Annotated in this window: 20 protein-coding genes and 2 pseudogenes; 10 read left to right on the top strand and 12 right to left on the bottom strand. The window is 71.3% G+C overall.

Annotated features, from left to right (window positions below; all coding sequences use genetic code 11):
- Positions 1–115 precede the first annotated feature (115 nt).
- The 6 genes from NEH16_RS17575 to NEH16_RS17550 all read left to right on the top strand — a co-directional run bounded on the left by NEH16_RS17575 (position 116) and on the right by NEH16_RS17550 (position 5,081).
- On the top strand, positions 116–1,945 hold the full coding sequence (locus NEH16_RS17575) for a phosphatidylglycerol lysyltransferase domain-containing protein (protein WP_265543531.1): 1,830 nt from the start codon (positions 116–118) through the stop codon (positions 1,943–1,945).
- 87 nt (positions 1,946–2,032) lie between these two features.
- On the top strand, positions 2,033–2,830 hold the full coding sequence (gene folP / locus NEH16_RS17570) for a dihydropteroate synthase (RefSeq protein ID WP_265547237.1): 798 nt from the start codon (positions 2,033–2,035) through the stop codon (positions 2,828–2,830).
- The gene (locus tag NEH16_RS17565) at positions 2,827–3,351 is read left to right on the top strand and encodes a nuclear transport factor 2 family protein (RefSeq protein ID WP_374215619.1); all 525 of its coding nucleotides are present in this window, start codon (positions 2,827–2,829) and stop codon (positions 3,349–3,351) included. Before folP ends, NEH16_RS17565 begins: the two co-directional genes overlap by 4 nt.
- Positions 3,352–3,560: 209 nt before the next feature.
- On the top strand, positions 3,561–3,920 hold the full coding sequence (gene folB / locus NEH16_RS17560) for a dihydroneopterin aldolase (RefSeq protein ID WP_073966343.1): 360 nt from the start codon (positions 3,561–3,563) through the stop codon (positions 3,918–3,920).
- Positions 3,917–4,528, top strand: coding sequence for a 2-amino-4-hydroxy-6-hydroxymethyldihydropteridine diphosphokinase (gene folK / locus NEH16_RS17555; RefSeq protein WP_073966344.1), 612 nt, complete (start codon positions 3,917–3,919; stop codon positions 4,526–4,528). Before folB ends, folK begins: the two co-directional genes overlap by 4 nt.
- Before the next feature lie 67 nt (positions 4,529–4,595).
- Entirely contained in the window at positions 4,596–5,081 is a 486-nt protein-coding gene (locus NEH16_RS17550; RefSeq protein WP_265543528.1) for a DUF3180 domain-containing protein, read from the top strand.
- Between the two features lie 27 nt (positions 5,082–5,108).
- On the opposite strand, the gene NEH16_RS17545 is transcribed toward NEH16_RS17550, so the two are convergent.
- From NEH16_RS17545 to dacB, 7 genes are all read right to left on the bottom strand, one after another.
- The gene (locus NEH16_RS17545; protein ID WP_265543526.1) at positions 5,109–5,969 is read right to left on the bottom strand and encodes a hypothetical protein; all 861 of its coding nucleotides are present in this window, start codon (positions 5,967–5,969) and stop codon (positions 5,109–5,111) included.
- A 195-nt stretch (positions 5,970–6,164) separates the two neighbouring features.
- Positions 6,165–6,770: a GTP cyclohydrolase I FolE gene (gene folE / locus NEH16_RS17540; protein WP_265543524.1), complete on the bottom strand. Its 606-nt coding sequence runs from the start codon at positions 6,768–6,770 to the stop codon at positions 6,165–6,167.
- 149 nt (positions 6,771–6,919) lie between these two features.
- A complete protein-coding gene (gene ftsH / locus NEH16_RS17535; RefSeq protein ID WP_073966347.1) occupies positions 6,920–8,944 on the bottom strand; it encodes an ATP-dependent zinc metalloprotease FtsH in 2,025 nt (674 codons plus the stop codon).
- Between the two features lie 193 nt (positions 8,945–9,137).
- Positions 9,138–9,677 (bottom strand): hypoxanthine phosphoribosyltransferase, encoded by a 540-nt coding sequence (hpt, locus tag NEH16_RS17530; RefSeq protein ID WP_037777945.1) that lies wholly within the window; start codon positions 9,675–9,677, stop codon positions 9,138–9,140.
- Between the two features lie 102 nt (positions 9,678–9,779).
- Positions 9,780–10,862 carry a tRNA lysidine(34) synthetase TilS gene (gene tilS, locus NEH16_RS17525; protein WP_265543522.1) on the bottom strand — a complete coding sequence of 361 codons (1,083 nt, stop codon included), beginning with the start codon at positions 10,860–10,862 and terminating at the stop codon, positions 9,780–9,782.
- Between the two features lie 189 nt (positions 10,863–11,051).
- Positions 11,052–12,185, bottom strand: coding sequence for a zinc-dependent metalloprotease (locus NEH16_RS17520; protein ID WP_265543520.1), 1,134 nt, complete (start codon positions 12,183–12,185; stop codon positions 11,052–11,054).
- A 49-nt stretch (positions 12,186–12,234) separates the two neighbouring features.
- Positions 12,235–13,725: a D-alanyl-D-alanine carboxypeptidase/D-alanyl-D-alanine endopeptidase gene (gene dacB, locus NEH16_RS17515; RefSeq protein WP_265543518.1), complete on the bottom strand. Its 1,491-nt coding sequence runs from the start codon at positions 13,723–13,725 to the stop codon at positions 12,235–12,237.
- Between the two features lie 86 nt (positions 13,726–13,811).
- Here dacB and NEH16_RS17510 point away from each other — a divergent pair, with 86 nt between their 5' ends.
- Positions 13,812–14,306 carry an inorganic diphosphatase gene (locus NEH16_RS17510; RefSeq protein ID WP_018102237.1) on the top strand — a complete coding sequence of 165 codons (495 nt, stop codon included), beginning with the start codon at positions 13,812–13,814 and terminating at the stop codon, positions 14,304–14,306.
- 143 nt (positions 14,307–14,449) lie between these two features.
- Positions 14,450–16,147 carry a threonine/serine ThrE exporter family protein gene (locus NEH16_RS17505; protein WP_265543515.1) on the top strand — a complete coding sequence of 566 codons (1,698 nt, stop codon included), beginning with the start codon at positions 14,450–14,452 and terminating at the stop codon, positions 16,145–16,147.
- A gap of 29 nt (positions 16,148–16,176) precedes the next feature.
- Here NEH16_RS17505 and NEH16_RS17500 read toward each other — a convergent pair whose 3' ends face one another.
- Together NEH16_RS17500 and NEH16_RS17495 are read right to left on the bottom strand one after the other, a co-directional pair.
- Positions 16,177–16,881, bottom strand: coding sequence for a DedA family protein (locus NEH16_RS17500; RefSeq protein WP_073966353.1), 705 nt, complete (start codon positions 16,879–16,881; stop codon positions 16,177–16,179).
- A gap of 99 nt (positions 16,882–16,980) precedes the next feature.
- A complete protein-coding gene (locus NEH16_RS17495; RefSeq protein ID WP_265543513.1) occupies positions 16,981–17,739 on the bottom strand; it encodes a MerR family transcriptional regulator in 759 nt (252 codons plus the stop codon).
- A gap of 129 nt (positions 17,740–17,868) precedes the next feature.
- Between NEH16_RS17495 and NEH16_RS17490 the strand changes: the two are divergent.
- Positions 17,869–19,142: pseudogene (locus NEH16_RS17490) on the top strand (ion channel protein).
- A 97-nt stretch (positions 19,143–19,239) separates the two neighbouring features.
- Positions 19,240–20,663, top strand: a pseudogene (locus NEH16_RS17485) (glutamate decarboxylase).
- Position 20,664: 1 nt separating this feature from the next.
- Here NEH16_RS17485 and NEH16_RS17480 read toward each other — a convergent pair.
- Genes NEH16_RS17480 through NEH16_RS17470 form a run of 3 tightly spaced genes read right to left on the bottom strand, consistent with a single transcriptional unit; the run spans position 20,665 to position 23,732 of the window.
- Entirely contained in the window at positions 20,665–21,282 is a 618-nt protein-coding gene (locus tag NEH16_RS17480) for a PadR family transcriptional regulator (RefSeq protein WP_265543511.1), read from the bottom strand.
- A 56-nt stretch (positions 21,283–21,338) separates the two neighbouring features.
- On the bottom strand, positions 21,339–22,796 hold the full coding sequence (locus NEH16_RS17475) for an aldehyde dehydrogenase family protein (protein WP_265543509.1): 1,458 nt from the start codon (positions 22,794–22,796) through the stop codon (positions 21,339–21,341).
- A gap of 54 nt (positions 22,797–22,850) precedes the next feature.
- Positions 22,851–23,732 carry a helix-turn-helix domain-containing protein gene (locus NEH16_RS17470; RefSeq protein ID WP_073966359.1) on the bottom strand — a complete coding sequence of 294 codons (882 nt, stop codon included), beginning with the start codon at positions 23,730–23,732 and terminating at the stop codon, positions 22,851–22,853.
- Positions 23,733–24,042 lie beyond the last annotated feature (310 nt).

The following is a 24,042-nucleotide window of genomic DNA, read 5'->3' as shown; positions in this document are numbered from 1 at the left end:
CCGGGCAGCGGGTGAACCCGCGGCCCGGAAGGATCGTCCTAGAAGTCGCACATCGTCCGCAGGGCTCCGGCCGCCGGACTCCAGGAAGAATCTCTCGCGGAAACCACGGGAAGCGATGTCTGTCACGCTAGATGGGGATAAATCAGGATCGGTTCCGGTTCGCGCACGTACGTTCGTGCGCGGCCCCCGGCCGGAAGCCGTGCCCGCGCTCGTCGGCACCGCGTGCACCGCCGTCGGACTGATCGACGTCGCCGCCGGGGTGTTCCCGCGCTTCCGGCACAGCCGCATGCACAGTCTGGCCGAGGTCCTTCCCGGAGCCCTCGGCCCGTTCGCGGCCGCGCTCTCGCTCAGCGCCGGGGTCCTGCTGCTGCTCCTGGCCCACGGCCTCAAACGGCACAAGCGCCGCGCCTGGCGGGCCGCCGTCATACTGCTCCCGGCCGGCGCGCTGGCCCAGTTCAGCTACCGGCACTCGATCCTCGGCGCCCTGGTCTCGCTGACGCTGTGCTATCTGCTGGTACGCCACCGGAGCGAGTTCGCGGCCCTGCCCGACCCGCGCAGCCGGTGGCGGGCGCTGGCCAACTTCGTGCTGCTCGGCGCCGGTTCGCTCGGGCTCGGCCTGGTCATCGTCAGCGCCCACCCCCGCCGCATGGTCGGCAGCCCCAGCATCGCCGACCGCCTCCAGCACGTGCTGTACGGCCTGGTCGGCTTCGAGGGGCCCGTCGACTACGCCGGGGACACCTCCTGGACCGTCGCCTACTCGCTCGGCGCCCTCGGCCTGCTGACCGCGGTCACCACCATCTACCTGGCCTTCCGCCCCGAGCACCCGGCCGCCCGGCTCACCGAGGACGACGAGGCCCGGCTGCGCGCCCTGCTGGAGCGGCACGGCGGGCGCGACTCGCTCGGCCACTTCGCGCTCCGCCGCGACAAGGCCGTCGTCTTCTCGCCCAGCGGCAAGGCCGCCGTCTGCTACCGCGTGGTCTCCGGCGTGATGCTCGCCAGCGGCGACCCGATCGGCGACGTGGAGGCGTGGCCCGGCGCCATCGAACGCTTCATGGACGAGGCCCGGGCGCACTCCTGGGCCCCCGCCGTCATGGGGTGCGGCGAGACGGGCGGCGAGGTCTGGACCCGCGAGACCGGACTCACCGCCCTGGAGCTGGGCGACGAGGCGGTGGTGGACGTCGCGGATTTCTCCCTCGCCGGGCGCGCGATGCGCAACGTACGCCAGATGGTGAAGCGCATTGAGCGGGGCGGCTACGAGACCCGCGTCCGGCGCGTCGCCGACATCGGCGAGGCCGAACTCGCCCGCATCCGCCAGGCCGCCGCCGACTGGCGCGGCACCGACACCGAACGCGGCTTCTCCATGGCGCTCGGCCGGATCGGCGACGCCGCCGACCGCGACTGCTTCATCGCCACCGCCCACAAAACGGACGAGCAGAGCGCGGACTCCCCGTACGGCGACCTCAAGGCCGTGCTCCACTTCGTCCCCTGGGGCAGCGACGGCATGTCCCTCGACCTCATGCGCCGCGACCGCTCCGCCGACCCCGGCATGAACGAGCTGCTGATCGTCGCGTCCCTCCAGGCCGCGCCCCGGCTCGGCATCAGCCGGGTCTCGCTGAACTTCGCGATGTTCCGCTCCGCGCTCGCCCGGGGCGAGAAGCTGGGCGCGGGGCCCGTCCTGCGGGTCTGGCGCGGACTGCTGATCTTCCTTTCGCGCTGGTTCCAGATCGAGTCGCTGTACAAGTTCAACGCCAAGTTCCGGCCGCGCTGGGAACCCCGCTTCGTGGTCTACCGCACCGCCCGCGACCTGCCCCGCATCTCCTTCGCCGCGATGCAGGCCGAGGGTTTCGTCCACCTCGCGCTCCCCCGCCCGCTCCGGTTCGCTCCCCGCCGCCCGTGCGCCCACGCACGGTCCCAGGCGGGCGAGCAGGACGCCCGCACGGCGTAGCGCCTCGCCGTACGGGCCTAGGCTGGTCGTATGAGTACGTTGCGTGGGACGGTCCAGGGTCTGCCGGAGTGGGACCGCTGCGCGGTCATGGGTGTCGTCAACGTGACCCCCGACTCCTTCTCCGACGGGGGCCGCTGGTTCGACACCACGAGGGCCGTCAAGCACGGCCTCGACCTGGTCGCCGAGGGCGCCGACCTCGTGGACGTCGGCGGCGAGTCCACCCGCCCCGGCGCCAGCCGGGTGGACGAGTCCGAGGAGCTGCGCCGGGTGATCCCGGTCGTCCGGGGCCTGGTCTCCGAGGGCGTGACGGTCTCCGTCGACACCATGCGCGCCCGCGTCGCCGAGCAGGCGGTCGCCGCCGGCGCGGTCCTCGTCAACGACGTCAGCGGCGGCCAGGCGGACCCGGACATGGTCCCCGTGGTCGCCGCCGCCGGCGCCCCGTTCGTCGTCATGCACTGGCGCGGCTTCAGCGAGTCGATGAACAGCCGGGCGGTCTACGGGGACGTGATCGGCGAGGTCACCGACGAGCTGCGCGCCCGGATGGACGCGGTGGTGGCCGGCGGCATCGCCCCGGAACGCCTCGTGATCGACCCCGGGCTCGGCTTCGCCAAGGACGCCCCGCACGACCTGGCGCTGCTGGCCGGGCTCGACGCCCTGCACGCCCTCGGCCGCCCCCTGCTGGTCGCCGCGTCCCGCAAGCGGTTCCTGGGCCATGTGCTGGCCCGCGAGGGCGCCGCCCCGCCGCCCGCCCGCGAGCGCGACGCCGCCACCGCCGCCGTCTCCGCCCTCGCCGCCCGGGCCGGCGCCTGGGCGGTCCGCGTCCACGAGGTAAGGGCCACCGCCGACGCCGTCCGGGTGGCCCGCGCCATCGAGGGAGCCGCGTGACCGGGCGGGGCGACGAGGCGACCGGGCCGGGCGACGAGGTGACCGGCGCGGGCGACGAGCACGCCGACGCCGCCGCCGACATCGCGGCCGTCGAGCAGGCCAACACCGCGTACTACGAGGCGGTGGAGCGCGGCGACCTGGACGCGCTGACGGCCGCCTGGCTGCCGGACGAGGAGCTGACGGTCTCCTGCGTCCACCCCGGCTGGCCGGTGCTCAGCGGGCGGCGCGAGGTGCTGCGCAGCTACGCGCTGATCATGGCGAACACCGAGTACATCCAGTTCTTCCTGACCGACGTCGGCGTCTCCATGACCGCCGACACCGCGCTGGTGACCTGCACCGAGAACATCCTCAGCGGCGGCCCCGCCGAGGAGGGCGCCTCGCTCGGCCCGCTCGTCGGGCAGCTCGTCGTCGCCACGAATGTGTTCCGCCGCACTCCGGACGGCTGGAAGCTCTGGTCGCACCACGGTTCGCCCGTACTGGCCGAAACCGGTGAGGAAGAGGACGAAGACCCCACGTCCTGAGCCGGCCCGGCCCTCTTTCGGGCAGGAAAGCCGGTCCCGGGTGATTGGACCCGGTCGCATCGGGGTATCAGCGGCTATCTGCTCCGCGCCCGCAGGCCCGGCCCCCGCGGGGGAGGGGTGTCGGTGCTCGCAGGTAGATTCGAAATCGGGCACCCGGCCGCCCGCACGCGGCCCGTGCCCCCGGACCAACGACAGCAGGAGTGATTCGCGTGGATCGTGTCGCGCTGCGCGGCCTCAAGGCCCGCGGGCACCATGGCGTCTTCCCCCGGGAACGGGAAGAGGGACAGACGTTCATCGTGGACCTGGTGCTCGGCCTCGACACCCGCCCCGCGGCAGCCACCGACGACCTGACGAAGACCGTGCACTACGGCGTGGTCGCGGAGGAGGTCGTCGCCGTGGTCCAGGGCGAGCCGGTCGACCTGATCGAGACGCTCGCCGAGCGCATCGCCCAGCAGTGCCTCAAGCACGACGGCGTCGAGGAGGTGGAGGTCGTGGTGCACAAGCCGGACGCGCCCATCACCGTCCCGTTCGACGACGTCACCATCACCATCACCCGGAGCCGAGCATGACTGCATTTTCCACCGAAGGGCAGAGCGACCCGACCGTACAGCCGGTGCCCGCCTCCGTGGTCGAGCAGGTGGACGCGGCGGACATCACCCTCTCCAACCCCAAACTGGCCGTGCTCTCGCTCGGCGCCAACCTGGGCAACCGCCTGGAGACGCTCCAGGGCGCCATCGACGCCCTGGAGGACACGCCCGGCCTCCGGGTCAAGGCGGTCTCGCCGGTCTACGAGACGGAGCCCTGGGGCGTCGACCCGGGCTCCCAGCCCTCGTACTTCAACGCGGTGATCGTCGTGAAGACGACGCTGCCCCCGTCCTCGCTCCTGGAGCGCGGCCAGGCCATCGAGGAAGCCTTCGAACGGGTCCGCGAGGAGCGCTGGGGGCCGCGCACCATCGACGTCGACATCGTCTCGTACGCGGATGTCGTCTCGGACGACCCCGTGCTCACCCTCCCCCACCCCCGGGCCCGTGAGCGCGCCTTCGTCCTCGCCCCCTGGCACGACGTGGATCCCGAGGCCCAGCTGCCCGGCGCGGGCCCGGTCGCCGATCTGCTGACCGGTGTCGGGCGCGACGGCGTGCTCCCCCGGGCCGACCTGGAACTCCGGCTGCCCGAGTAGTCGTTAGGCTCACAGAGCACAGCACGAAGGACACGACGGACACAGGCGGCGAAGGGCGGCTCACGGGGTGAAGCAACTACGGCTCGGAGTCCTGGCCGGCCTCTTCGCCGCCGCCGGAGTCCTCTCCTGGGGCGCCGCCCGCCTCTGGGACTCCCTGGGCACGCTGCCGAGCGTCCCGCTCTTCGCGCCCATCGTCCTCGCGCTGATCGCCGTCGTCCTGCTGGCCACGGCGCTGTCCATCCGCGCCCGGCTGCGCGCCCAGCGCGAACGCCGCCCGGACGCGAAGGGCGTCGAGCCCATGATGGCCGCCCGCGCCCTGGTCTTCGCCCAGGCGAGCGCCCTGGTCGTCGCCCTCGTCTCCGGCATGTACGGCGGCACGGCCGTCTTCCTGCTCGGCTCCCTGGACAACCCGCCCCGCCGCGACCAGGCCATCTACGCCGCCTTCGCGGTCCTGGCCGGCCTCGCGGTCATCGCCGCCGCCCTCTTCCTGGAACACGTCTGCAAACTCCCGGACGACAAGGACGACAACAAACCGGACGCGGCGGCGGCGTAGCGCCGGCCGGGCCGTCCGCCTGGCGCGTCACCATGCCTGACGGGCCAGATGTCCGTTGACCAGGAAGGTCGGATACGGGTCCAGCCGGTAGCCGTAGAACGTGAACGGTTTGCCCACCGCGGTGCGCTCACGTACTTCGAGCACTTCCACCCACGCCGCTTCCTTGGGCTGGACGGCATGCCGCTCGGGCCTGAACGTCCTCCGCGCGGGCCAATTGTCGACAACGACCAGATGTGACGCGTTCGTCCCCTGCGGCCTCGGAGTGAACCTCGCCCCGATCACCTGCGCCAACTCGGTCAGGAAACCGACGTTGGCGCTGACGAGGACGCGCCCGGCCCAGGTCCTGCTCCGGCAGCCGTCGCCGTCGGCGTATCCGTCGAGGAAGCCGTCGAACACGTTCCTGTCCCGGAGGACCACCCGGGGGAAGCGTTGCCGCATATGGTGGGCGTCGCCCCCGACGTACTGGCGCAGGGCATCCGCGAGATACGAGGAGACCACTCGCACGCGGAACCCCGGAACATCCCGCCCGAGATAGCCCGACGGGCGTGTCACGGCTTCCAGCCGGGCACGCAACCCCGTGGCCGCGCTGAGACACCGGGCGTACTTGGCGGCGAACGCCTCGTCGTTGACCACGAGCGAGACGTAGTTCGTACCCACCGTTCCGTCGGCACATGTCGCACCGACCAAGTAGCCGAACTCGTACCCGGGCCTGATGGTCAGCCTCTTCCGGCAGAGCTTCCTGGCGTGCGCCCAGGCCAGCACCGTCCCCGCCGAGTCCCGGGCGTGGACCCAGCCGTCAGGGGTACCGAGCAGCTGGTCCGGGGCCACGGTGAACGTCGTGTGGCTGGTCACCACGTCCACTGCGGCACGCCCCTTGACGGCGCTCACGCCGACGACGCCTGTCGGAACCGTACGGTCGCCGTCCAATGTCCACAACCGCGAACCCACGCCGACGCCGGCGGCCCGCCCGCGCCCTCCGACGACGTTCACCGTTTGCCGACTCGGTAATCCCCCCATGACCAGCCTCCCGAATCACATGCCATGCCTGATTCGGGAGGTTACGTCGCAGCACTGACAATCCGGCTATCGCGCCAGTATCAGACTCATCGCCTCGGCCCGAGTGGATGCGTCACGCAGCTGTCCGCGCACCGCTGACGTCGTCGTCTTGGCACCGGGCTTCCGGATGCCGCGAACGGACATGCACATGTGCTCCGCCTCTACGACGACGATCGCACCGCGCGCCTCCAGGATCCGCATCAGCGAATCCGCGATCTGCGTGGTCAGACGCTCCTGCACCTGCGGGCGCCGGGCGAAGACCTCGACCAGACGCGCCAGCTTGGACAGTCCCGTGATCTTGCCGCTCTCCGCAGGGATGTACCCGACGTGTGCCACCCCGTGGAAGGGAAGCAGATGGTGCTCGCAGAGGCTCACGATCTCGATGTCCTTCACCAGGACCATCTCGTCGTGTCCCAGGTCGAATGTCGTCGTCAGGACGTCCTCGGGCTCCTGCCGCAGACCGGCAAGGATCTCCTTGTACGCCCGCGCCACCCGCCCCGGTGTCTCCTTCAGGCCCTCGCGGTCGGGGTCCTCGCCCACGGCGAGCAGCAGTTCCCGGACAGCGGCCTCGGCACGTTTCTCGTCGAACTCGCCGATCGGCCCCTGGGGCTCCAGCGTCACCGGGTCGGTCATGTGTGCCTCGTTCCTCGAGCTGTCACTGCGGGGGCATCCGCGCAGGTGTACGGAAAAGCCGCGCCCCCAACAGGCTAGAACCTGGGGGGCGCGGCATCCATTCCGGGCCTGGTGGGAGCCCCGTGACGGGGGACACACCGGGTCGGTGACTAGCTCTCGGGACGGTCCTCCGGGAGGGCCTCCGTGCTCGGGACGGTGTCCGTGACCGAGCCGGCGGCCGTGCTCGCGCCGTTGGTGAGGGCGAGCTCCTTCGGGGAGAGGACCGGCGGGCGGGTGGACGGGGTGCGCCGGGCGGAGCCGGTCCACGCAGGGCGGGCCGGGCGCTTGACGATCGGGGCGAAGATCTCGGCGATCTCCTCCTTGCCCAGGGTCTCCTTCTCCAGGAGGCGGAGGACCAGGGTGTCCAGCACGTCGCGATTCTCGACGAGGATCTCCCACGCGTCGTTGTGGGCGGTCTCGATGAGCTTCTTGACCTCTTCGTCCACCAGGGCGGCGACCTCTTCCGAGTAGTCGCGCTGGTGGCCCATCTCGCGGCCCACGAACGGTTCGGTGTTGTCGCCGCCGAACTTGATCGCGCCGAGCCGCTCGGTCATGCCGTACTGCGTGACCATCGCGCGGGCCGTCGCCGTGGCCTTCTCGATGTCGTTCGCCGCGCCGGTGGTCGGGTCGTGGAAGACCAGCTCCTCGGCCGCGCGCCCGCCCAGCATGTACGCGAGCTGGTCGAGCATCTCGTTGCGCGTCGTGGAGTACTTGTCCTCCTCCGGGAGCACCATCGTGTAACCGAGGGCGCGGCCGCGGGAGAGGATCGTGATCTTGTGGACCGGGTCCGACTGGGGGGAGGCCGCCGCGACCAGGGCGTGTCCGCCCTCGTGGTACGCGGTGATCTTCTTCTCCTTCTCGGACATGATCCGGGTCCGCTTCTGCGGGCCCGCCACGACGCGGTCGATGGCCTCGTCCAGCGTGGCGTTGTCGATGAGCTTCTGGTTGCTGCGCGCCGTCAGGAGCGCGGCCTCGTTCAGCACGTTCGACAGGTCGGCACCGGTGAAGCCGGGCGTGCGACGGGCGACGGCGCCGAGGTCGACGTCCGGGGCGACCGGCTTGCCCTTCTGGTGGACCTTCAGGATCTCCAGGCGGCCCTGCATGTCCGGCCGGTCGACCGCGATCTGCCGGTCGAAGCGGCCCGGGCGCAGCAGCGCCGGGTCGAGGATGTCCGGGCGGTTCGTGGCGGCGATCAGGATGACGCCGCCCTTCACGTCGAAGCCGTCCATCTCCACGAGGAGCTGGTTGAGCGTCTGCTCGCGCTCGTCGTGGCCGCCGCCCATGCCGGCGCCGCGGTGGCGGCCGACGGCGTCGATCTCGTCGACGAAGACGATCGCCGGGGCGTTCGCCTTGGCCTGCTCGAAGAGGTCGCGGACCCGGGAGGCGCCGACACCGACGAACATCTCCACGAAGTCGGAGCCGGAGATCGAGTAGAACGGGACGCCCGCCTCGCCCGCGACGGCGCGCGCGAGCAGGGTCTTGCCCGTACCGGGAGGCCCGTAGAGCAGGACGCCCTTGGGGATCTTGGCGCCGACGGCCTGGAACTTGGCCGGCTCCTGGAGGAACTCCTTGATCTCCTGGAGCTCCTCGACCGCCTCGTCCGAGCCCGCCACGTCGGCGAACGTCGTCTTCGGGGTGTCCTTGGTGATCAGCTTGGCCTTGGACTTGCCGAACTGCATGACCTTGGAGCCGCCGCCCTGCATCTGATTCATCAGGAACAGGAAGACGACCACGATGAGGACGAACGGCAGCAGCGAGAAGAGGATCGAGACGAACGGGGACTGCTTCGACGGCGAGACGGTGTACCCGTCCTTGATGTCGCCGCTCTCGTACTTCTTCTGGAGCATGTCGGCGAGCTGGACGCCCTGGTTGCCGATGTAGCTCGCCTGGAACTTGCTGCCGGACTCGCCGGACAGCTTCTGGCCGTCCTTCAGTTCGATCTTGATGATGTGATCGTCACCGGTGGTGAGCTTGGCCTGGTCCACCTGGTTCTTGCTGATCGCCTGGATCACCTGTCCGGTGTCCACCGTCTTGTAGCCGCCGCCCGAGCCGACGACATTCATCAACACGACCACGGCGAGGACGGCCAGCACGATCCACATGACCGGCCCACGGAAGTATCGCTTCACGTCCATCCATACGAGGCGAAGACGCCCCGTCCCTCCTGCCCGTAGGTAAATGCTGCTGTGAGTAAAGACTGTTCTTCGGACGGTACCCCAGCATGGTCACCGGCGTCCGCCTCGGACGTCCGGCAATCGCGCCTCGAAGGCTCAACGGCGGGCGGCCCGTGAGGGTTCCCGGCGGGCCCTGCGGCGGGCCCGCGAGCCCTCAGCCTCCGTATACGTGCGGGGCGAGGGTTCCGACGAAGGGGAGGTTGCGGTACTTCTCCGCGTAGTCGAGGCCGTAGCCGACGACGAACTCGTTGGGAATGTCGAAGCCGACCCACTTGCAGTCGAGCGCGACCTTGGCCGCGTCCGGCTTGCGGAGCAGGGTGCAGATCTCCAGCGAGGCGGGCTCGCGCGAGCCCAGGTTCGACATCAGCCAGGACAGCGTCAGACCGGAGTCGATGATGTCCTCGACGATCAGGACGTGCTTGCCCTTGATGTCGGTGTCCAGGTCCTTGAGGATCCGGACGACACCGGAGGACTGGGTGCCCGCGCCGTACGAGGAGACGGCCATCCAGTCCATCGTGACGGGGGTGGACAGCGCACGCGCCAGGTCCGCCATGACCATGACGGCGCCCTTGAGGACCCCGACGAGGAGCAGGTCCTTGCCGGCGTACTCCGCGTCGATCTTCGCGGCCAGCTCCACGAGCTTCGCGTCGATCTCTTCCTTGGTGAGGAGCACCGACTGGAGGTCGGTGCCCATGTCCTTCTCGTTCACCCGCGTCTCTTTCTGTGCCTGCCGGGTCCGGGGGTGTGGAGTCCCGGGCCTGCGCGGCGGTCGCCCTGCATGTCAGCCGCTCGTGCGTCAGCTCTGCCGGATGACCAGTCTGCCACCCTGCCGCAGGGCTTCGACGCGGCCGGGGAGGTTGATGGCCTGCTGGCCGCGCCAGCCGGTGACCAGGCGGTCCACTTCCTCGATGTGCCGGGCGAAGAGCGAACCGGCCGGGGAGCCCGCCTCTATGGCGGCCCGGCGCAGCACCCGGCGGCGTACGGCGGGGGGCAGCGCGTACAGCTTGGCGCACTCCAGCCGGCCCGCGTCGTCGCGTACGTCACGGTCGGCGGCGGCGGCCCAGGTGTCGAGGGCGTCGGCGTCGTCGCGGGAGAGCTGGGCCGTACGGGCGAGGGCTTCGACCACGCCCTTGCCTAGGGCCTTCTCCAGGGCGGGCAGGCCCTCGTGGCGCAGCCGGGAGCGGGTGTAGGCGGGGTCGATGTTGTGGGGGTCGTCCCAGACGGGCAGGGACTGGGCGAGGCAGGCGGTGCGGGCGGTCTGCCGGTCGAGCTGGAGGAAGGGGCGGCGGTAGCGGCCGGCCGGGCCGGAGGCGGCGGCCATGCCGGACAGGGAGCGGATGCCGGAGCCGCGGGCGAGGCCCAGCAGGACGGTCTCGGCCTGGTCGTCGCGGGTGTGGCCGAGGAGGACGGCGGCGGCGCCGTGGCGTTCGGCGGCGGCGTCGAGCGCGGCGTAGCGGGCGTCTCGGGCGGCGGCCTCGGGTCCGCCCTCGCGGCCGACGTGGACGGCGACGGCCTCGGCGGGGCCGAGGTCCATGGCGGCGAGCCGGGCGGCGACCTCGGCGGCGCGGGTGTCGGAGCCGTCCTGGAGGCCGTGGTCGACGGTGATGCCGCCGGCCCGGACGGGGAGTTTGCGGGCCTCGAAGGCGAGGGCGGAGGCGAGCGCCATGGAGTCGGCGCCGCCGGAGCAGGCCACCAGCACCAGCGGGGTGTCGGGGCGGTCGGGGAGCGTGCCGAGGCGGCTGCCCGTGCCGGCCCGGGCGAGCTCGGGGCGCGGGGCGTGCCCGGCGCGTTCGTTCTGTTCGGCGTGTTCGGCGATGACGTCGTGGAGTACGCGGCGGACCGCCAGGCGTATCGCCGCGACCGCAGGATGGGGACCCATGTCCGGTGCCCTTCGTGAGGTTCTTCAGGGGTGTATCGGAGTGCCGGGACGGGAAGGAGTGCCGTCACTCAGAGTGCGTCGATGGTGACAGAGCAATGCCGTTCATCGAGCATTGCACGCCTTCCCATGCCCCTGCGGTCCCTCGGATGGGTGATTACCGGCGCGTTTCCTTCGTACCGCGGACCTTGATCACGACTCTGCCTTACGGTGCACCCTCGCGATCCAGTCTGCGGGACGGGCGATCTCCGCCTTGGTGGGGAGGGTGTTGGGCGAGGTCCACACCCGGTTGAAGCCGTCCATGCCGACCTCGTCCACGACGGCGCGCACGAAGCGTTCGCCGTCCCGGTACTGGCGCAGCTTGGCGTCGAGGCCGAGCAGCTTGCGCAGGGCCTGGTCGAGGCGGCCGGCGCCTTGGGCCCGGCGCTGCTGGAACTTCTCGCGGATCTCGGCGACGGAGGAGACCACCTCGGGGCCGACGCCGTCCATGACGTAGTCGGCGTGTCCTTCCAGGAGGGACATCACGGCGGTGAGGCGGCCGAGGATCTCGCGTTGGGCGGGGGTCTGCACGAGCTCGACCAGGCTGCGCCCGCCGTCCTCGCCCTCCTCGCCCTCGGGCCGGCCGCCGGAGAGGGACTGGACGGCCTCGCGCAGCCGCTCCAGGAAGGTCATCGGGTCGACGTCGGTCTCGTCCAGGAAGGACTGGATCTCGCCCTGGAGGTGGTCGCGGAGCCAGGGCACCGCGGTGAACTGGGTGCGGTGGGTCTCCTCGTGGAGGGCGACCCAGAGCCGGAAGTCGTGCGGGTCGGCCTCCAGCTCGCGTTCCACATGGACGATGTTCGGCGCGACGAGCAGGAGGCGGCCGCCGCCGTCGGCGGAGGCGGGGAGTTCGCGGGAGGCGGGGGCGAAGGTCTCGTACTGGCCGAGGACGCGGGAGGCGAGGAAGGACAGCAGCATGCCGACCTCGACGCCGGTGACCTTGGAGCCGACCGCGCCGAGCACGGCGCCGCCCGCGCCGCCGGAGCGCCGTTCCTCCATCTTCTCCAGGAGGGGGCGCAGCAGTTCGCGGAAGCCGGCGACGTTGGCCTTGATCCAGCCGGGGCGGTCCACGACGAGGACGGGGGTGTCCTCGGGCTCGGTTCCCTCGGGGATCATCCGGGTGAAGGCGCGGACGTGCTCCTCCGCCGCCTTCGCGTGCCTGCGCAGCTCCGCGACGGCCTCGCGGGCCTCCTCGCGGCTGATCTCGGGACCCGGCCGCACAAGCCGGGTCGCGGTCGCGACCGCGAGGTTCCAGTCGACCATCCCTGCACCACCGATGCTCGTCATGCGTCAACCGTACGTGCTCAACCCTTGATGCGGTGAGGTGTTGACGGGCTCATCGCCTGCCGGCTCCGAGCGCGGTGGCGAGTTTGTCGAGGGCTTTCTGGGCCTCGGTGGGGGCGGTGGTGCCGGAGGCGAGGAAGGCGAAGGCGAGGAGCCGTCCCCGCGTGTCCACGACGGTGCCGGCGAGGCTGTTGACGCCGGTGAGGGTGCCGGTCTTGGCGCGGATGAAGCCGGTGCCGCCGGCCTCGCTGGTGTAGCGGCTGCTGAGCGTGCCGCTGAAGCCGGCGACGGGGAGGCCGGTGAGGACCGGGCGGAGTTCGGGGTGGGCGGGGTCGGCGGTCCGGGCGAGGAGGCCGGCGAGCAGGGCCGCGGTCACCTTGTCCTCGCGGTCGAGGCCGCTGCCGTCGGCGATGTTCACGCCCTTGAGGGGCAGGCCGAGCTTCTTCAGGCGGGCGGTGACGGCCCGTCGGCCGCCCTTGAAGTCGGCGGGCTGCCCGGCGGCGATGGCGGTCTGCCGGGCCAGGGCCTCGGCGATGTCGTTGTCGCTGTTGGTGAGGGCGCGTTCGACCAGGCCCGAGAGGGGCGCGGAGAGGTGGGTGGCGACGGTGCGGGACTTCTTGGCGGGGCGGCCGGGGGCGGGTGCGCCCTTGACGGTGACGCCGGCCTTGTCGAGGTATCCGGCGAAGGCGCGGGCGGCGTCGCCGGCCGGGTCCTCGGTGCGCGCGGCGGGGCCCTTGACGGAGTCGTCCCGGCGGCCCTCGTTCAGCATCAGGGCGCTCATGGGCGCGATGTTCTCGTTGGGGCCGATCGGGTGGTGCGTGGGCCCCGAATAGGCGGAGGCGTCGTAGCGCAGCCGTACGGAGGGGGCCTTGCCGGTCTTGAGGGCCCGGGCGGTCTCGGTGGCGAGGGCGCGCAGGGCCGCCTTGTCGAGGGTGGGGTCGCCGCCGCCGACGAGGGTGACGGTGCGCCGGTCCTCGGAGGCGCTCACGGTGGTGGGGATGCGATGGGCGGGGCCGAGGGCGCCGAGGGCGGCGACGGTGGTGGCGATCTTGACGGTGGAGGCGGGCGTCATGGGGACGTCGGCGCCCTTGCCGTAGAGCCGTTTGCCGGTGGCGGTGTCGATGACCACGGCGCCGCGACGGGAGCCCAGCGCGTCGTTCTCCAGCAGCGGGTCCAGGACCGCGCGCAGGTCGCGGGCGGCTCCGGCCGGGGCGTCCTTCGGGCCGGTGCCGGCGGCGGACAGGGCGGCGAGGACGGCGGGGGCGCTGGGGGCGGGGGCGGGGCCCTCGGGGTCGCCGCCGTCGTGATGTGCGCCACCTGTGCGTTCGGCGGCGGTCACCCGGTCCCGCTCGGCCTTACGCTGACCCGAGTCCCAGGGTCCGGCGGCGAGGACGGCGCCGGCCGCGAGGGCCAGTCCGACGACGGCGGACACGGCCGTGAACTGCCAGTCGTTCACTCCGCCGCGTACGCCCAGGCGGGCCGCGATACCTCCGCCGCTTGTGCCGGGCGGTTCCGTCGACGGTCTTTCCACCGGCTCGGCCACCGTTGACCAGCCCCTTTCGCGAGCACACATCTGCGTGAGGGACACTTAACCACCAGTCGTATGTGTTGATCATGGAGGAGCCACCCGTGGAGTTCGACGTCGTTATCGAGATCCCGAAGGGTTCGCGCAACAAGTACGAGGTGGATCACGAGACCGGCCGGATTCGTCTGGACCGTCGGCTCTTCACCTCGACCAGCTACCCGGCGGACTACGGTTTCATCGAGGACACCCTCGGTGAGGACGGCGACCCGCTGGACGCGCTGGTGATCCTGGACGAGCCGACGTTCCCGGGCTGCCTCATCAAGTGCCGCGCGATCGGCATGTTCCGGATGACCGACGAGGCCGGCGGCGACGACAAGCTGCTGTGCGTCCCGGCGTCCGACCCCCGGGTGGAGCACCTTCAGGACATCCAGCACGTCTCGGAGTTCGACCGCCTGGAGATCCAGCACTTCTTCGAGGTCTACAAGGACCTGGAGCCGGGCAAGTCCGTCGAGGGCGCCGACTGGGTCGGCCGCGCCGAGGCCGAGGCCGAGATCGTCGCCTCCCGCAAGCGCCTTGAGGCGCAGGGCGGCGCGCACTGACGTTCCGCTTCCGCTGAGCGGGCTTCGAAACGGGCGGTACACCCAGGTGGGTGTGCCGCCCGTTCCGTGTGCCCTCCCTTGGGCGTGGCCATACTGGGCAGGAGTGCGCCCGAGAACGCGCAGCCGAGGAGGAGCGAGGTCGAGTGGTGGCGGAACCGGGCGGGCCCGAGGACGAGAAGCCCCAGTCCGACGAGGCGCACAGCGCCTTCTCGTGGCCGGCCGGGACCGAACCGGCGGCGCCGCCCGAGGAGGACCACCCGACGTCGGAGTTCGCCCTTCCGGAGGGCGTGACGCCCGAGCAGCCGGCCTCGGGTCCCGGTTCCGGTACGGGTTCCGCTTCCGGGTCCGAGACGACCGGTTCGGCCTTCGCCACGCCGAGCACGTACAGCTTCCGGGACTCCCCGCCGGCCTTCACCCCGGCGTACGGGGTGCCGATGGTCCGGCTGACCAAGGAGGCGCCCTGGCAGGACCGGATGCGCACGATGCTGCGGATGCCGGTCGCCGAGCGCCCGGCCCCGGAGCCGGTCCAGCGGCACGACGAGGAGGCGGGGCCCCCGGTTCCGCGCGTGCTCGACCTGACGCTGCGTATCGGGGAGCTGCTGCTCGCGGGCGGCGAGGGCGCCGAGGACGTCGAGGCGGCGATGTTCGCGGTGATGCGGAGCTACGGGCTCGACCGCTGCGAGCCGACCGTGACGTTCACCCTGCTGTCGATCTCGCACCAGCCGTCCCTGGTGGACGACCCGGTGACGGCGAGCCGTACGGTACGCCGCCGGGGCACCGACTACACCCGGCTCGCGGCGGTCTTCCGGCTGATCGACGACATCACCACGGCCGACGACGAGGTGTCGCTGGAGGAGGCGTACCGACGGCTCGCGGAGATCCGCCGCAACCGGCACCCGTATCCCGGCTGGGTGCTCACGCTGGCCGCCGGCGGGCTCGCCGGGGCGGCGTCCGTGCTGGTCGGCGGTGGTCCGCTGGTGTTCCTGATCGCGGCGCTCGGGGCGATGCTCGGTGACCGGCTGGCCTGGCTCTGCGCGGGGCGCGGGCTGCCGGAGTTCTACCAGTTCGCGATCGCGGCGATGCCGCCCGCCGCGATGGGCGTGGCGCTGACGCTGACGCACTGGTCGGACGTACGGCCGTCGGCGGTGATCACCGGTGGGCTGTTCGCGCTGCTGCCGGGGCGGGCGCTGGTGGCGGGCGTGCAGGACGGGCTGACCGGGTACTACATCACCGCGTCGGCGCGGCTCCTGGAGGTCATGTACTTCTTCATCGCGATCGTCACCGGGGTGCTGCTGGCCCTGTACGGAGGGCTTCAGCTGGGGGCGGAGCTGGACCCGGAGGCGCGGTTCATCACGCACGACCGGCCGGTGATCCAGACCTTCGCTTCGATGGTGCTGACCCTGGCGTTCGCGATCCTGCTCCAGCAGGAGCGGGCGACGGTGCTCGCGGTGACCCTGAACGGCGGTGTGGCGTGGGTCGTCTACGGGGCGATGGCGCAGACGGGCAACCTGTCGGCGGTGGCGGCGACGGCCGCGGCCGCCGGGCTCGTCGGGCTGTTCGGGCAGCTGTTCTCGCGGTACCGCTACACGTCGTCGCTGCCGTACATCACGGCGGCGATCGGCCCGCTGCTGCCCGGTTCGGCGACGTACTTCGGTCTGCTGGGCGTCGCGCAGAACGAGCTGGACCGGGGCCTCGCCTCGCTGTCCACGGCGGTGGCGACGGCCCTGGCCATCGCCATCGGGGTGAACCTGGGGAGCGAGATCTCCCGGCTGTTCATGCGGGTGCCGGGCGCGGTCGGCGGCGCGAACCGCCGCGCGGCCAAGCGGACGCGCGGCTTCTGACGGGGTCGCGCCTCAGGGGCGTACGGCGCTCAGCGCTTGGCGTGGCGGCCGCGGCGGCCGGCGGACGGGTCCTGCGGGGGCACCTCGCCGCTCCCGGCGGCGGGGCCCTCCTTCTTGGCCTTGCTCCGCGCGCGCAGGAACTCGATGGCGATCGGGATCACCGAGATCAGCACGATCAGGACGAGCATCGCCTCGATGTTCTTGTGGACGAACTCGACGTTGCCGAGGGCGGCGCCGAGCAGCGTCACGCCGACGCCCCACAGGACGCCGCCGATCACGTTGAACACGATGAACGAGCGGTAGTTCATCCGGCTGACGCCCGCGATGATCGGGGTGAACGTCCGCACGATCGGCACGAAGCGGGCCAGGATCAGCGACTTCGGGCCGTGCTTCTCGAAGAACTCGTGGGCCTTCTCGACGTTCTCCTGCTTGAAGAGGCGGGAGTCCGGCCGGCTGAAGAGCGAGGGTCCGACCTTGCGGCCGAAGAGATAGCCCACCTGGTCGCCGATGATCGCCGCCAGCGCGACCAGGACGCAGACCAGCCAGAGCGGGGTGTGCAGCTTGTCGGTCGTGACCAGCAGGCCCGTGGTGAACAGCAGGGAGTCACCGGGCAGGAAGAACCCGATGAGCAGCCCGGACTCGGCGAAGACGATGACCAGGACGCCGGCCAGGCCGAACTGTCCGATGAGATAGTCCGGGTCCAGCCAGCTCGGTCCGAGCGCAAGCGTATTCAAGGGTCCGGGCTCCAGGATGAGGTCGATAAGCGGCTGCGTGGCCGCCCCAAGCTATCAACGCCCAGGGTCGGCCACGGGTTCCACCCGCCTCCGTGACCTTTACGCCCGGCGGCGCGCGTTCGCCTCGATCGCGTCGCGCAGGTGCTCGGCGAGGCCCGGCCGCATGGCGTCGTAGAACGCCTTGAACTGCGGATCGGCGACGTACATCCCGCCGAGGCCCCGGTGGATCTCGTAGGTGCACTCGTAGAACCAGGTGCAGATGTGCAGCCGGTGCTCCTCGGCGAGGTCCGTGGCGCGCTCGCCGTCGGCCGGCTCACCGGCCTCCATCAGCGCGTCGTAGCGCTCGCCCCAGGAGGCGACCTCGGCCTTCATCCGCTGCCAGTCCTCCTTGGTGTAGCGGGCGGTCCGGCGCTGCGACTCGGCGTAGGTGTCGGTGCCGCCCCAGCGGCGCTCGGCCTCCTCCGCGTACTGGTCGGGGTCCTTGTCGCCGAAGACCTCGAACTTCTCCTCCGGGGTGAGATCGATGCCCATCCTGCGTGCCTCCATCGCTGTCTCTACGGCGGCGGCCATCCGCTGGAGCTCCGCGATCCGGTGCGACAGCAGCGCGTGCTGGCGGCGCAGGTGCTCCTGCGGGTCCGCGTCCGGGTCGTCGAGCAGGGCCGCGATCTCGTCCAGCGGGAAGCCGAGCTCCCGGTAGAAGAGGATCTGCTGCAACCGGTCCAGATCGGCGTCGTCGTAGCGCCGGTGGCCCGCGTGGCTGCGCCCGCCCGGTGAGAGCAGGCCGATGGTGTCGTAGTGGTGCAGGGTGCGCACCGTGACCCCGGCGTAGTCGGCGACCTGTCCCACGGAGTGCTCCATGGCTCCCCGCTCCTTCCTGTGTGGGTACGGGGACGAGCCTCGGCCCTCACGCCGCGTGAGGTGCAAGTCCCGCCTGCCGCCCGCCCCTTTTGAACGGTTTTACGGCTTTCGCATCGCTATGGTGTGCCGATGCCGACCGATTCCGCCGTCGCCGCCGAGCCCGCCCCCGCCCGCCGGCTGCTCGCGCTCATCGTGCCCGCCCTGGCCGTGGGCGTGGTCTCGGCCCTGGTCCTGCTCGGGGTCAGCCTGCTCGCGGAGCGGCTCCAGGACGTGCTGTGGGAGACGCTGCCCGACGCGCTGTCCGTGGGCCGGTACTCCTCGCTGTGGACGATCGTGATGCTCACGGCCATGGGCCTGGCGGCCGGCCTGGTCATCCGCGCCGCGCCCGGCCATGCCGGTCCGGACCCGGCGACCACGGGCCTCGTCGAATCGCCCCTGCCGCCCCTGGTGGTGCCCGGCATCCTCGTGGCCGCCGTCATCACCCTGGCGGGCGGGGTCAGCCTGGGCCCGGAGAACCCGATCATCGCCGCCAACATCGCCCTGGCCGCCTGGGCCGGCCGCCGGATCGCCCCGGGCGCCCCCGGTGAGCTGTGGCTCGCGCTCGCCGCCGCCGGCACCATCGGCGCCCTCTTCGGCACCCCGGTCGCCGCCGCCCTGATCCTCACCGAGACGCTGGCCGCCGCGCCGGGGCCCGGTGCGCTCTGGGACAAGCTGTTCGGGCCGCTCGCGGCCGGGGCCGCCGGATCGCTCACCATGTCGCTGGCCGAGCACCCCAGCTTCGACCTGTCGCTGCCCCCGTACGCGCACACCGGCTGGGGCGACCTGCTCGCCGCCCTGGTGATCGCGTCGGCCGGAGCGGTCCTCGGCCTCGCGGCGGTGTACGCGTTCCCGCTGGTCCACCGCTTCTTCCGGGCCCTGCCGCATCCGGTGCTCGCCCTGACCCTGGGCGGCCTCGCGCTCGGCCTGCTCGGGGCGCTCGGCGGGCACCTGACGCTGTTCAAGGGCTGGACGAGGTGAAGACGCTCGCCGCCGATCCGGACGGCTGGTCGGCCGCCGAGTTCGGGAAGATGGCCGTGGTGAAGACGGCGGCCCTGGTGATCGCCGCGACCTGCGGATTCCGGGGCGGCCGGATCTTCCCGGCGGTGTTCTCGGGCGTCGCGCTCGGACTGTGCGCCCACGCCCTCGTCGGCGGGGTGCCGGTGGCGCTCGCGGTGACGTGCGGGGTGCTGGGCGTCCTGCTGGCCGTCACCCGGCAGGGCTGGCTGAGCCTGTTCACGGCGGCGGTGCTGGGCTTCGACACGGCCCTGCTGCCGGTGCTGTGCGTGGCCTCGCTGCCCGCCTGGCTGCTGGTGACCGGCCGGCCGCTGATGCAGCTGCGCGAGGACGGTACGGCGATGCGCTGAGCCGGACGGCCCAGCACCGGGTGTCGGGCGCCGGGGCCCTCCGTAACGTCGGATGCGTCCGGTCTCGCGGGCGCGAGCCGAGAAGGGCAGGTCCGTGATGCCGCTCCACCGGGGCTCCGCGCACGAGGGCGAACCGTCGGCCGAGCAGCGCAAGCTGGCGCTCAATCCGTTCTACGGGGTCGCCGACCCGGTCGCCGGAATGGAGGCGGCGCCGCCCCGGCACCGGATGCCGGACGGACCGCTGCCGCCCCACACCGCGTACGGGCTCGTCCACGACGAGCTGATGCTGGACGGCAACTCGCGGCTCAACCTCGCCACCTTCGTCACCACCTGGATGGAGCCGCAGGCCGGGGTGCTGATGGGCGAGTGCCGCGACAAGAACATGATCGACAAGGACGAGTACCCGCGCACCGCCGAGCTGGAGCGGCGCTGTGTGGCGATGCTCGCCGACCTCTGGCACGCCCCCGACCCTCGGCGACCGTCGGCTGTTCCACGACCGGGTCCAGCGAGGCGTGCATGCTCGCCGCGATGGCGCTCAAACGCCGCTGGACGGCCAAGAACGCCGACCGCTACCCGGCGAGCGCCAAGCCCAACCTCGTGATGGGGGTGAACGTGCAGGTGTGCTGGGAGAAGTTCTGCACGTTCTGGGAGGTCGAGCCGCGCCTCGTCCCCATGGAGGGCGACCGCTTCCACCTCGACCCGCGGGCCGCCGTGGAGCTGTGCGACGAGAACACCATCGGCGTCGTCGGCGTCCTCGGCTCCACCTTCGACGGCAGCTACGAGCCGATCGCGGAGCTGTGCGCGGCCCTGGACGATCTCCAGGAGCGCACCGGCCTCGACATCCCCGTCCACGTCGACGGGGCCTCCGGCGCCATGGTCGCGCCGTTCCTCGACCCGGACCTGGTCTGGGACTTCCGGCTTCCCCGGGTCTCCTCCATCAACACCTCCGGCCACAAGTACGGACTGGTCTACCCGGGCGTCGGCTGGGCGTTGTGGCGCTCGCCCGCCGAGCTGCCCGAGGAGCTGGTCTTCCGGGTGAACTACCTGGGCGGCGACATGCCCACCTTCGCGCTGAACTTCTCCCGGCCCGGCGCCCAGGTCGTCGCGCAGTACTACACCTTCCTGAGGCTGGGCCGGGACGGCTACCGGGCCGTGCAGCAGGCGGCCCGGGACGTGGCGACCGGCCTGGCCGCGAAGATCGAGGAGCTGGGCGACTTCCGGCTGCTCACCCGGGGCGACCAGCTGCCCGTCTTCGCGCTCACCACCAAGCCGGAGGTGACGGCGTACGACGTCTTCGACGTGTCACGGCGACTGCGCGAACGCGGCTGGCTGGTGCCCGCGTACACCTTCCCCGCCGACCGGGAGGACCTGTCCGTACTCCGCATCGTGTGCCGCAACGGCTTCTCCTCGGACCTGGCGGAACTGCTCCTGGAGGACCTGCGCCTCCTGATGCCCGAACTCCGCGCCCAGCCGCACCCGCTGACCCGGGACGAGAACGCGGCGACCTCCTTCCACCACTGAACTACCCGGTCGCGTACGGGTTCTCCTCGCCCTCCGCGAGTACGCCGACGAAGGGGGCCCCCTCGCCCGCGAAGACGTAGGCGCCGGCCTCGATGCGGGCGATCAGGCCGCGGGTCCACTCCGCGCCCGCGTCCGCCGAGTGCACCCAGAAGTTCATGACCTCGCCGATGTGGCCCAGCTGTTCCGGGCCGCCCTCGGGGAGATAGTGCTCGGTGACGGCGGCGCGCCAGGACGCGAGGTTCTGCAGACGCTCGCGGAGCAGGGCCACGGCCTCGCCGCGTTCCAGGTCGACGACGAAGCCGATGCCCGCCGAGAGGACGTCCATCCGCTGGTCGTACGAGGTGAGCGAGGCGCGCAGCAGGGCGAAGTACTCCTCGGTGCCGCGCTCCGTGATCTCGTACTCGATGCGCGGCGGTCCGCCCGCGGTGCTCGGGGCCACCTCGTGGGCGAGGAGCATGTCCTGCTTCGCGAGCTGTTTCAGCGCGTGGTAGACGGAGCCGGGCTTGGCGTTGGACCACTCATGGGCGCCCCAGTACTCCAGGTCGTTGCGGACCTGGTAGCCGTGGGCCCGGCCGTGCTGGCGTACGGCGCCGAGGACCAGCAGCCGGATCGCGGACATGCCCTCCACCTCTCTGGTCAACCGTCGACCAGCGTAGCGGGCGGTGTAGGGCGAGGTCAGAAGGGGAAGACGCTGCGGCCGTGCTGGACGGAGATCCACTTCTGGGTGGTGAACGCGTCCACCGCCGCGTCCCCGTTCATCCGGCCCAGACCGGAGTCCTTCTCGCCGCCGAACGCGATGCCCGGGTCGTCGTGCACGGTGGAGTCGTTGACGTGGAACATCCCGCTGCGGATGCGCTGGGCGAAGCGCACGCCCCGCCCGGTGCGCGCGGTGTGCACGGCGCCGCTGAGGCCGTAGGGGCTGTCGTTGACGATCCGGACCGCCTCGTCCTCGCCGTCGAACGGCACCAGCAGCGCGACCGGGCCGAAGATCTCCTGGTGGAGGAGGGGGGAGCCGTCGGGCAGGCCGGTGAGCACGGTCGGCTCGACCAGATTGCCGCGCACCCGTCCGCGCACCGGCGCCTCGGCGCCCTCGGCGATCGCCTGGTCGACCAGGGCGGCCAGCGAGTCGGCGTGGAAGGTGTTGATGACCGGGCCGATGCTGGTCTCCGGCTCGCGCGGGTCGCCGGTCTTCAGGGCGGCGACGCGGGCGCAGAACTTCTCGGTGAACTCGGCGGCCACCGGGCGGTCCACCAGGATGCGGTTGGCGGCCATGCAGACCTGGCCGGAGTAGATGAAGCGGCTGAAGACGGCGGCGTCGACCGCGTAGTCGATGTCCGCGTCGTCCAGCACCACCAAGGCGCTGTTGCCGCTGAGTTCGAGGACGGTCCGCTTGAAGAGGGCGCCCGCGGTGGCGGCGACATGGCGGCCGACCCGGTCCGAACCGGCGAAGGAGATCACCTGGGGCACGGGGTGCTCGATGAACGCGTCGCCTATCTCGGCTATGTCGGTGACGACCACGTTGAGCAGCCCGGCCGGCAGCCCGGCCTCCTCGAAGATCCGCGCGACGAGGCCGCCGCCGACGACGGGCGAGTTCTGGTTGGCCTTGACGACGACCGCGTTGCCGAGGGCGAGGGCCGGTGCGACCGACTTCATCGTCACCAGGAGCGGGAAGTTGAAGGGGCTGATGACGCCGACGACCCCGACCGGCAGCCGGTAGAGCAGGTTCTCCCGGCCGTCCGCGGCGGAGGGCAGGATGCGGCCCTCCGGCGAGAGCGCCTGCCGGGCGGCCTCGCGCAGGAACTCCTGGGTGAGGCTCAGCTCGTACGCGGCCTTGGTGCGGGTGCCGCCCAGCTCGTCGATGATCGCTTCGGTGATCTCGTCGGCCAGTTCCTCGGTGACGCGCAGCGCGCGCTCCAGGACGTCCCGGCGGCGGTACGGGCTCGCCGCCGCCCACTCGCCCTGCGCGCGCTCGGCGGCGCGGTAGGCGCGGTCGACCTCGGCTGCGGTGGCGATGGTGATCGCGGCGAGCTTCTCGCCGTTGTAGGGATTGAAATCGATGATGTCCCAGGAGCCGGTGCCCGTCCGCCATTCACCGTCGATGTACTGGCCGGCCAGCTCTTGGAAGAAGGACATGCGATCCCTTAACTCAGGTGCAGACTCCCGCGGGAGCGCCATCGTACTGAAAATTCAGGAGAGTTGGAGAAGTCCTCGGAGCAGGTCACGACTCTCCTCCGGGTCCGGGCACTCCTCGTGGAGCCGCGTCATCGCCTTTTCGTACTGGGCGACTTCCTCGTCCTTGTCCAAATAGAGCGCACTTGTCAGCTGCTCCAAATACACGATGTCCGACAGATCGGATTCCGGGAATCGCAGCATGGTGAAGGATCCGCTCTCGCCGGAATGCCCGCCGAAACTGAACGGCATCACCTGGAGCGTGATGTTCGGCTGTTCCGACATATCGATCAGATGCCGCAATTGCGCCCGCATCACTTCACGTCCGCCGTACGGGCGGCGCAGCGCCGCCTCGTCCAGCACGGCGTGGAAGCGGGGCGCCCGTTCGGAGACGAGGACCTTCTGCCGTTCGAGGCGGAGTGCGACGCGGCGCTCGATCTCGGCGGGGGGCGCGCCGCGCATGCCCCGGGAGACAACCGCGTGGGCGTAGTCCTCGGTCTGCAACAGCCCGTGCACGAACTGGACTTCGTAGATGCGGATGAGCGAGGCCGCCCCCTCCAGACCGACGTACGTCTGGAACCAGCCGGGCAGTACGTCCCCGTAACTGTGCCACCAGCCCGCCACATTGGCCTCACGGGCCAGGGCGAGGAGGGAGTCGCGCTCCGCCTCGTCCGTGACGCCGTAGAGCGTGAGCAGATCCTCGACGTCCCTGGCCTTGAAGCTCACCCGTCCCAACTCCATGCGGCTGATCTTCGATTCGGAGGCCCGGATCGAGTAGCCGGCCGCCTCGCGCGTGATGCCTCGCGAGTCACGCAGTCTCCTGAGCTGAGAGCCCAGCAGGATGCGCCGCACCACGGACCCACTCGACTCGCCTGCCGCCACTGGTCCAACCCTCCCCATCGCTTCCTGGCATCGGGGCTCCCCCTGAACCCCAAGAGCCGGATTCTGCCATCAAAACGCTTCGCCCCGTACTCATTCGATTACGGAAATGGGAAGAGCTTGGCAAGGCGGCGAAACCGGGACGGGGAAGAAATGAGCAAGAACCGGACGGGGTCGGACAGGTCAGGCGCGTGCACGTGCATCTGCCCTTGCATCTGCTGTGCGCATTCGGAACCATGGAGCCCGCGCACCTGCGTTCTCGTTCGTGTTGTGCCGCTGTCGCCGGTACGGAGTACCGGTCCAGCCGCGATTCCCGGGAGTGCCTCGCATG

This window comes from Streptomyces drozdowiczii, from assembly GCF_026167665.1.
GTDB classification, from domain to species: Bacteria; Actinomycetota; Actinomycetes; order Streptomycetales; family Streptomycetaceae; genus Streptomyces; species Streptomyces drozdowiczii_A.
The sequence above is the reverse complement of the archived record's forward strand: the minus strand, read 5'-3'. Positions and strand labels throughout refer to the sequence as shown.

Excerpts from the sequence above, each read along its gene's own strand:
- NEH16_RS17575 (WP_265543531.1), top strand. The coding sequence starts at position 116 with ATGTCTGTCACGCTAGATGGGGATAAATCAGGATCGGTTCCGGTTCGC.
- folP (WP_265547237.1), top strand. The coding sequence starts at position 2,033 with ATGGGTGTCGTCAACGTGACCCCCGACTCCTTCTCCGACGGGGGCCGC.
- folK (WP_073966344.1), top strand. The coding sequence starts at position 3,917 with ATGACTGCATTTTCCACCGAAGGGCAGAGCGACCCGACCGTACAGCCG.
- folE (WP_265543524.1), bottom strand. The coding sequence starts at position 6,770 with ATGACCGACCCGGTGACGCTGGAGCCCCAGGGGCCGATCGGCGAGTTC.
- ftsH (WP_073966347.1), bottom strand. The coding sequence starts at position 8,944 with ATGGACGTGAAGCGATACTTCCGTGGGCCGGTCATGTGGATCGTGCTG.
- hpt (WP_037777945.1), bottom strand. The coding sequence starts at position 9,677 with ATGGGCACCGACCTCCAGTCGGTGCTCCTCACCAAGGAAGAGATCGAC.
- tilS (WP_265543522.1), bottom strand. The coding sequence starts at position 10,862 with ATGGGTCCCCATCCTGCGGTCGCGGCGATACGCCTGGCGGTCCGCCGC.
- NEH16_RS17520 (WP_265543520.1), bottom strand. The coding sequence starts at position 12,185 with ATGACGAGCATCGGTGGTGCAGGGATGGTCGACTGGAACCTCGCGGTC.
- NEH16_RS17495 (WP_265543513.1), bottom strand. The coding sequence starts at position 17,739 with ATGGAGCACTCCGTGGGACAGGTCGCCGACTACGCCGGGGTCACGGTG.
- NEH16_RS17480 (WP_265543511.1), bottom strand. The coding sequence starts at position 21,282 with ATGTCCGCGATCCGGCTGCTGGTCCTCGGCGCCGTACGCCAGCACGGC.
- NEH16_RS17475 (WP_265543509.1), bottom strand. The coding sequence starts at position 22,796 with ATGTCCTTCTTCCAAGAGCTGGCCGGCCAGTACATCGACGGTGAATGG.
- NEH16_RS17470 (WP_073966359.1), bottom strand. The coding sequence starts at position 23,732 with ATGGGGAGGGTTGGACCAGTGGCGGCAGGCGAGTCGAGTGGGTCCGTG.